This is a genomic window from Paraburkholderia sp., from assembly GCF_036488505.1.
Lineage (GTDB): Bacteria > Pseudomonadota > Gammaproteobacteria > Burkholderiales > Burkholderiaceae > Paraburkholderia.
Window position 1 is genome coordinate 1 of the sequence record NZ_DASXHN010000333.1, and the last position, 6,366, is coordinate 6,366.

Annotated in this window: 6 protein-coding genes and 1 tRNA gene; 5 read left to right on the plus strand and 2 right to left on the minus strand. The window is 63.5% G+C overall.

Annotation, left to right across the window (positions count from 1 at the left end; all coding sequences use genetic code 11):
- Nucleotides 1-725: ribonuclease PH (rph, locus tag VGH68_RS19300; protein ID WP_331605282.1), on the minus strand; the 725-nt coding region annotated here is incomplete at its 3' end.
- A gap of 381 nt (nucleotides 726-1,106) precedes the next feature.
- Here rph and VGH68_RS19305 point away from each other — a divergent pair.
- From VGH68_RS19305 to VGH68_RS19325, 5 genes are all read left to right on the plus strand, one after another.
- Nucleotides 1,107-2,030, plus strand: coding sequence for a YicC/YloC family endoribonuclease (locus tag VGH68_RS19305; protein ID WP_331605283.1), 924 nt, complete (start codon nucleotides 1,107-1,109; stop codon nucleotides 2,028-2,030).
- A gap of 17 nt (nucleotides 2,031-2,047) precedes the next feature.
- Nucleotides 2,048-2,731 (plus strand): guanylate kinase, encoded by a 684-nt coding sequence (gene gmk / locus VGH68_RS19310; RefSeq protein WP_331605284.1) that lies wholly within the window; start codon nucleotides 2,048-2,050, stop codon nucleotides 2,729-2,731.
- A 60-nt stretch (nucleotides 2,732-2,791) separates the two neighbouring features.
- Nucleotides 2,792-2,995 (plus strand): DNA-directed RNA polymerase subunit omega, encoded by a 204-nt coding sequence (gene rpoZ / locus VGH68_RS19315; protein WP_044848533.1) that lies wholly within the window; start codon nucleotides 2,792-2,794, stop codon nucleotides 2,993-2,995.
- A 98-nt stretch (nucleotides 2,996-3,093) separates the two neighbouring features.
- Nucleotides 3,094-5,454, plus strand: a complete 2,361-nt coding sequence (locus tag VGH68_RS19320; RefSeq protein ID WP_331605285.1) for a bifunctional (p)ppGpp synthetase/guanosine-3',5'-bis(diphosphate) 3'-pyrophosphohydrolase — start codon at nucleotides 3,094-3,096, stop codon at nucleotides 5,452-5,454.
- A gap of 205 nt (nucleotides 5,455-5,659) precedes the next feature.
- Entirely contained in the window at nucleotides 5,660-6,145 is a 486-nt protein-coding gene (locus tag VGH68_RS19325; RefSeq protein WP_331605286.1) for a phage protein NinX family protein, read from the plus strand.
- Nucleotides 6,146-6,281: 136 nt separating this feature from the next.
- Here the strand turns inward: VGH68_RS19325 and VGH68_RS19330 are convergent.
- Nucleotides 6,282-6,358, minus strand: a tRNA-Arg gene (locus VGH68_RS19330).
- Between the last annotated feature and the right edge of the window lie 8 nt (nucleotides 6,359-6,366).

The following is a 6,366-nucleotide window of genomic DNA, read 5'->3' on the forward strand; positions in this document are numbered from 1 at the left end:
CCCAGCGCCGCTTTCTGTTTCGCGATCAGCGTGCTGATGCCGTCGTTCGCGAGATCGAGCAGCGCATTCATTTCTTCGCGCGAGAACGGCACGCCTTCCGCAGTGCCCTGAATTTCGACGAAGCCGCCCGAGCCCGTCATCACGACATTCATGTCGGTGTCGCACTGCGAGTCTTCGTCGTAGTCGAGATCGACCACGGGCGCGCCGTCGTACATGCCGACTGAAATCGCGGCGACGTAATCGGTGATCGGCGAGCTTTCGATGCGGCCGCTCGCCAGCAGTTTCGCGACCGCGTCGTGCGCGGCGACGAACGCGCCGGTGATGCTCGCGGTGCGCGTGCCGCCGTCGGCCTGGATCACATCGCAGTCGAGATTGATGGTGCGCGCGCCCAGCTTTTCGAGGTCGAACACCGAGCGCAGCGCGCGTCCGATGAGTCGCTGGATTTCCTGCGTGCGGCCGGTCTGCTTGCCGCGCGCGGCTTCGCGGTCACTGCGGGTGTGCGTCGCGCGCGGCAGCATCCCGTATTCGGCGGTGAGCCAGCCCTGGCCGCGGTCGCGCAGAAACGGCGGCACGCTCTCGCTGACGCTCGCCGTGCAAATTACCTTGGTGTCGCCGAATTCGACCAGCACCGAGCCTTCCGCATGCTTCGTGTAATGACGCGTGATGCGCACGTCGCGCAACTGGTTGGGCTGACGGCCGCTGGGGCGTTGGTTGTCGTTGCTCATGTCGGGATGGAGTGGGGGATGGGCCGGAAGAACGGCGGAGGGGAAAGCGCGATTTTACCGCCGATCGGGTAGGGCGGTGACGGGTGCGGCCGCGCGAACCGGCACGCGACGAGCACGCCCGGACATCTGAAAAGTATTGCGATGGGGCGAGCGGGCATCACCGCGATCCGCAACCAGGCGCAACGCCGGCGGATCGATGACGAATCGCGCCGTCGGCCGCTGCGAGCCGGACGTTGCCAGCCCGCATGCGCGCTGGCTTGGGCCGGATGTCGCGGCCAAAAATGGGATAATGCCGGTTCTGCGCCCCGCGTCTCGTACGCGCCGGGCGATCCGCTTCTCAGGCCAAACGTCGAACGTGTGGCCGCAATCGCGAGAAATACGATGATCTACAGCATGACTGGCTATGCGAGCGCCACGCGCGAACTCGTGGCGGCTTCGGGCACGGGTGGCGTGAGCGTGTCGGTCGAACTGCGCACGGTGAATTCGCGCTTTCTCGATCTGAACTTCCGCATGCCGGAAGACGTGCGCGTCGTCGAACCGACGCTGCGCGAGATGCTGATGAACAAGCTGTCGCGAGGCAAGGTCGACATTCGCGTCAATCTGCAACGCAGCGAGCAATCGGCGAACGCCGGCGCGATCAATCGCGATGCGCTTACGCAACTCGCGCTGCTCGAGCGTGCGGTGCTTTCCACGTTTCCGGAAGCGGGCCGTCTGCGCACCGGTGAAATCCTGCGCTGGCCCGGCGTACTCGCCGAAAGCGGCGTTGCGCCAGAGACGCTGCGCGACGCGGTGCTCGCATGCGGCAAGCAGGCGATCACGGACCTCATCGACGTGCGCGCGCGCGAAGGCGCGCAACTCGCGAATATGCTGCTTTCGAACGTGACGGAAATGGAAGCGATCGTCACGAAGATCACGCCGCTCGTGCCCGAGTTGATCACGCGGCATCAGCAAAAGATCGTCGAGCGTCTGCAGGAAGCGCTTGGCATCGCTGCGCCGGACACGGCCGCGACGATCGTCTCGCGTGAAGAGATCAACGAGCGGATCCGCCAGGAAGTGACGATGTACGGGATCCGCATCGACATCGCCGAAGAACTGTCGCGCCTCACCGCGCACCTGAACGAAACGCGTCACGTCATCGAGAAGGGCGGCAAGGTCGGTAAGCGGCTCGACTTCATGATGCAGGAGCTCAATCGCGAAGCGAACACGCTCGGCTCGAAGGCGGCGGCGAAGGAACTCGCGGATTCGTCGATGACGCTCAAGCTGCTGATCGAACAGATGCGCGAGCAGGTACAGAATCTCGAATAAGGCTGGAGCACCACACCATGACCGAGCATCACCCACGCGAACCCGGCGCGCCGCGCCATCCTTACGCGGGCGCTTATCCCGGCAATCTGTTCATGGTCGTCGCGCCGTCGGGCGCCGGCAAGTCGACGCTCGTGAACGCGCTGCTCGCGGGCGACGACGCGATCCGTCTGTCGATCTCGTACACGACGCGCCCGCCGCGTCCGAACGAGCAGGACGGCGAGCACTATCACTTCACGACCGTCGAAGACTTCATGCAGCGCCACGACGCCGGCGAGTTTCTCGAAAGCGCGGAAGTGCACGGCAACTACTACGGCACGTCGCGCGTGTGGATCGAAGAGCAGATGAAAAGCGGCCATGACGTGCTGCTGGAAATCGACTGGCAAGGCGCGCAGCAGGTCAAGAAACAGTTTCACAACGCGGTTGAAATTTTCATTCTGCCGCCGTCGCTGGAAGCGCTCGAAGAGCGCCTGAAAAAGCGCGGCCAGGACGAACCGAACGTGATCACGCGGCGCCTGCTCGCCGCGGGTGGCGAGATGGCGCACGCGGCCGAGGCGGAGTACGTCGTGATCAACGAGAACTTCGATCGCGCGCTCGCGGAATTGCGTTGTCTGGTCGGCGCGACGCGCTCGCGCTTCGCGTCGCAGTACGCGCGTCACACGCAGCTTTTCATGCAGCTCGGCATCCACCTGCCGCATGGCTGAGCGCGGCGTTGTGCCGAGCACATAAGGTAGAATAAGCAACATACTGAGAAGGAAACCAACATGGCCCGCATTACCGTCGAAGACTGCCTCAAACAGATCCCGAACCGTTTCGAACTCGCGCTTGCCGCGACCTATCGCGCGCGTCAGCTCGCTCAAGGCCACACGCCGAAGATCGAAAGCCGCGACAAGCCCACCGTCGTCGCACTGCGTGAAATCGCGTCTGGCCAGGTCGGCGTCGAAATGCTGAAGAAGGTGCCGGTTTAAGACGCACGGCTTTTCGTTTTCGATTTGGCCGGTCTTTGCCACACCGGAATGCGTGACTTGCAGACCTGCGTCCTATTCTGACTGCTCCGGAGGCGACCATGAGTGCCACCCCGCCCACCGCCACGGAAGTGGACCACGACGCAGATTCCCCTTCGTCTGCACGCAAGTACATCGACGCGGTCCTCGAACAGTCGTTCCGTCATCTGTTCGGGCCGACCGCCACGCCGGAGCAGCCGCGCCGGCATGACGTCGTTTCCATCGCCAGATTGACGTCAGCGCTGTCCGGCTATCTGCAGCCGGAAGAGATCAAGGACATCAAGGCGGCGTTTCATTTCAGCGACGAAGCTCACCTCGGCCAGTATCGCCAGAGCGGCGAGCCATACATCACGCATCCTGTTGCCGTCGCGGAAATCTGCGCGGGCTGGAATCTCGACGCGCAGTCGATCATGGCGGCGCTGCTGCACGACGTGATGGAAGACCAGGGCGTGACCAAGGCGGAGCTCGCCGAGCGCTTCGGCGCGAAGGTCGCCGAACTGGTCGATGGGCTGTCGAAGCTCGACAAGATGGAGTTTCGCAATCGCGAGGAAGCGCAGGCGGAAAACTTCCGCAAGATGCTGCTCGCGATGGCGCGCGACGTGCGCGTGATTCTGGTGAAGCTCGCCGACCGGCTGCACAACATGCGCACGCTCGGCGCGGTGCCGTCCGAGAAACGCCGCCGCGTGGCGCGCGAAACGCTTGATATTTACGCGCCGATCGCTCACCGGCTGGGCCTGAACAATACCTATCGCGAGCTGCAGGATCTGAGCTTCGCGAACTTCAACCCGCACCGTTACGCGACCCTTGAGAAAGCCGTGAAGGCCGCGCGCGGCAACCGGCGCGAGGTGGTCGGCAAGATTCTCGAATCGGTGCAGCGCGCGATCGCGGATGCGAAGATCGACGCAGAAGTGACCGGCCGCGAGAAAACCATCTTTAGCATCTACAAGAAGATGCGCGACAAGCAGTTGTCGTTCTCTCAGGTGCTCGACGTGTACGGTTTTCGCGTGGTGGTCGAAAGCGCGCTCGAGTGCTACACCTGCATCGGTGCGCTGCATGCGCTCTTCAAACCGGTGCCGGGCAAGTTCAAGGATTACATCGCGATCCCGAAGGTGAACGGCTACCAGTCGCTGCATACGACGCTGGTCGGCCCGTTCGGCGCGCCCATCGAATTTCAGGTGCGCACGCGCAAGATGCACGAGATCGCCGAAGCGGGCGTGGCCGCGCACTGGCTGTACAAGAACGGCAGCGCGGATCTGAACGACGTGCAAAAGCGTGCGCATCAGTGGCTCAAGTCGCTACTCGACATCCAGAGCGAAGCGGGCGACTCCAGCGAATTCCTCGAACACGTAAAGATCGACCTGTTCCCCGACGCGGTCTACGTATTTACGCCGAAGTCGAAGATCATGGCGCTGCCGCGCGGTGCCACCGCGCTCGACTTCGCCTATTCGATCCACAGCGACCTCGGCAACCAGTGCGTCGCCGTGAAGATCAACAACGAATTGCTGCCGCTGCGTACCGAACTCAAGAGCGGCGATATCGTCGAGGTCATCACGGCGCCGTATTCGAAGCCGAATCCCGCGTGGCTCGGTTTCGTGCGCAGCGGCAAGGCGCGCTCGGCAATCCGTCATTATCTGAAGACGATGCGCCTGAACGAGTCGGTGCAGCTTGGCGAGCGTCTGGTCGATCAAGGGCTGAAGGGCTATGGGCTGGCGCTCTCGGATGTGACGCCCGAAGCGTGGGAAAAGCTCGTGCAGTGGACGGGCAACAAGAACCGTCAGGAAATTTTCGCGGACATCGGTCTCGGCCGGCGTGTCGCGGCGGTCATGGCCAAGCGCATCGAGGTGTTGATGAGCGGGCGCGACGCCGACGACGACGGCTCGCGTTCCGAGTCCGGTTCGGCGCCGCATGCGCCACCGGTCGTGATCACCGGCACCGAGGGAATGTCGGTGCAACTGTCTGCATGCTGCCGTCCGATTCCGGGCGACGACATCATGGGCTATATCGGCATCGGCCTCGGCATGGCGATCCACACCACCGACTGTCGCGTTGCCCAGCGCATTCACCGGCGCGATCCGGGCCGCTGGATCGACGTCGCGTGGGCGCCGCAGCCGGGGCGCCTATTCGACGTCGCGGTGAAGGTGCTAGTCAAGAACACGAAGGGCGTGTTCGCCCGCGTGGCGGCCGACATTACATCGGCGGACGCGAACATCGTCCATATCGCGATGGACGAAGATCTGTCGCAGGAATCCACCGTGCTGCGCTTCGTGATCCAGGTCAGCGACCGCGTCCATCTGGCCAACGTGATGCGCCGCGTCCGCACCAATCCCGACGTGATGCGCATTGCGCGCGAACGGCCGAGCGAAGAAGGGCATCACCGTCACGATGGCGGGATGCGCATCGATCGCGAGCGCGCGGATTACTGAGTCCGCGTGCTTTGCCGATCGCGCGGTCGAGCGGTCTTGACCGCGCGGATTTTGCCAGTGCGCTGATTTTGTCTTGCGTGCGTCTCTGCTGCCTTTTGTTGCCCGCGATGTCTTCATACCGTCGGCCGGGCAGGCATCTTTCGTGCGTCCCCTCGGATGCACCGGCTAAAAGCAGAACTCACCTGAACCCCCGGGGAGAACGCTGATGAACGTTTCGGAACTCACTGGCGTGGCGCTCGATTACTGGGTCGCGCGTGGTCTGCATGACTTCGTGCGCGAAATTTACTTCACCGATAGCGGCGAGACCGTGTCGGTCCGCGGCAACAATCGCGGTCGTCCGTGGGACGGCCGCTTCACACCGTCCGCGTCGTGGGAGACGGCTGCCGTGGTGCTGGAGCGCGCGCGGCGGCTGGAAGTGCGCGAGCAGGGCGACACGGAAGCGGTATGCGTCGCGGAATTCACGGGTGGCCAGGGTGCTGCGGAAGGGCGGGGAGACTCGATGCGCATCGCGTTGCTACGGGCGTTCGTCGCGAGCAATTTCGGCGCTACGGTGGGCGACGTGCTGCATGAGCGCCAGGCGCTGACCGGCGCGCAAGCCCAGACGATCAGCGAGCAAACGGTGGGCGGGATCGTCGAGGATCTACCGACGCCGGATGGGCGGATCGGAGATATCAAACCGCCGCCGCGATGACGTGCTTGCCGCAGCGATAGCTGCTGCCCGCCGGGACGTGCATGTGGATCGCGGGAAACTAAACAGCCGGAACGCCCGCACACAAAAGCGTCTGTAGAAAAACAAAGGGCCTTCCGATTGGAAGGCCCTTTAGAGGTGGTGCGGCTGGCAGGATTCGAACCCACGACCCCTTGGTTCGTAGCCAAGTACTCTATCCAACTGAGCTACAGCCGCACGCTAAA

Bases quoted from the DNA above. Each gene is read 5' to 3' on its own strand.
- rpoZ (WP_044848533.1), top strand. From the start codon at position 2,792: ATGGCCCGCATTACCGTCGAAGACTGCCTCAAACAGATCCCGAACCGT.
- gmk (WP_331605284.1), top strand. From the start codon at position 2,048: ATGACCGAGCATCACCCACGCGAACCCGGCGCGCCGCGCCATCCTTAC.
- VGH68_RS19320 (WP_331605285.1), top strand. From the start codon at position 3,094: ATGAGTGCCACCCCGCCCACCGCCACGGAAGTGGACCACGACGCAGAT.
- VGH68_RS19325 (WP_331605286.1), top strand. From the start codon at position 5,660: ATGAACGTTTCGGAACTCACTGGCGTGGCGCTCGATTACTGGGTCGCG.
- VGH68_RS19305 (WP_331605283.1), top strand. From the start codon at position 1,107: ATGATCTACAGCATGACTGGCTATGCGAGCGCCACGCGCGAACTCGTG.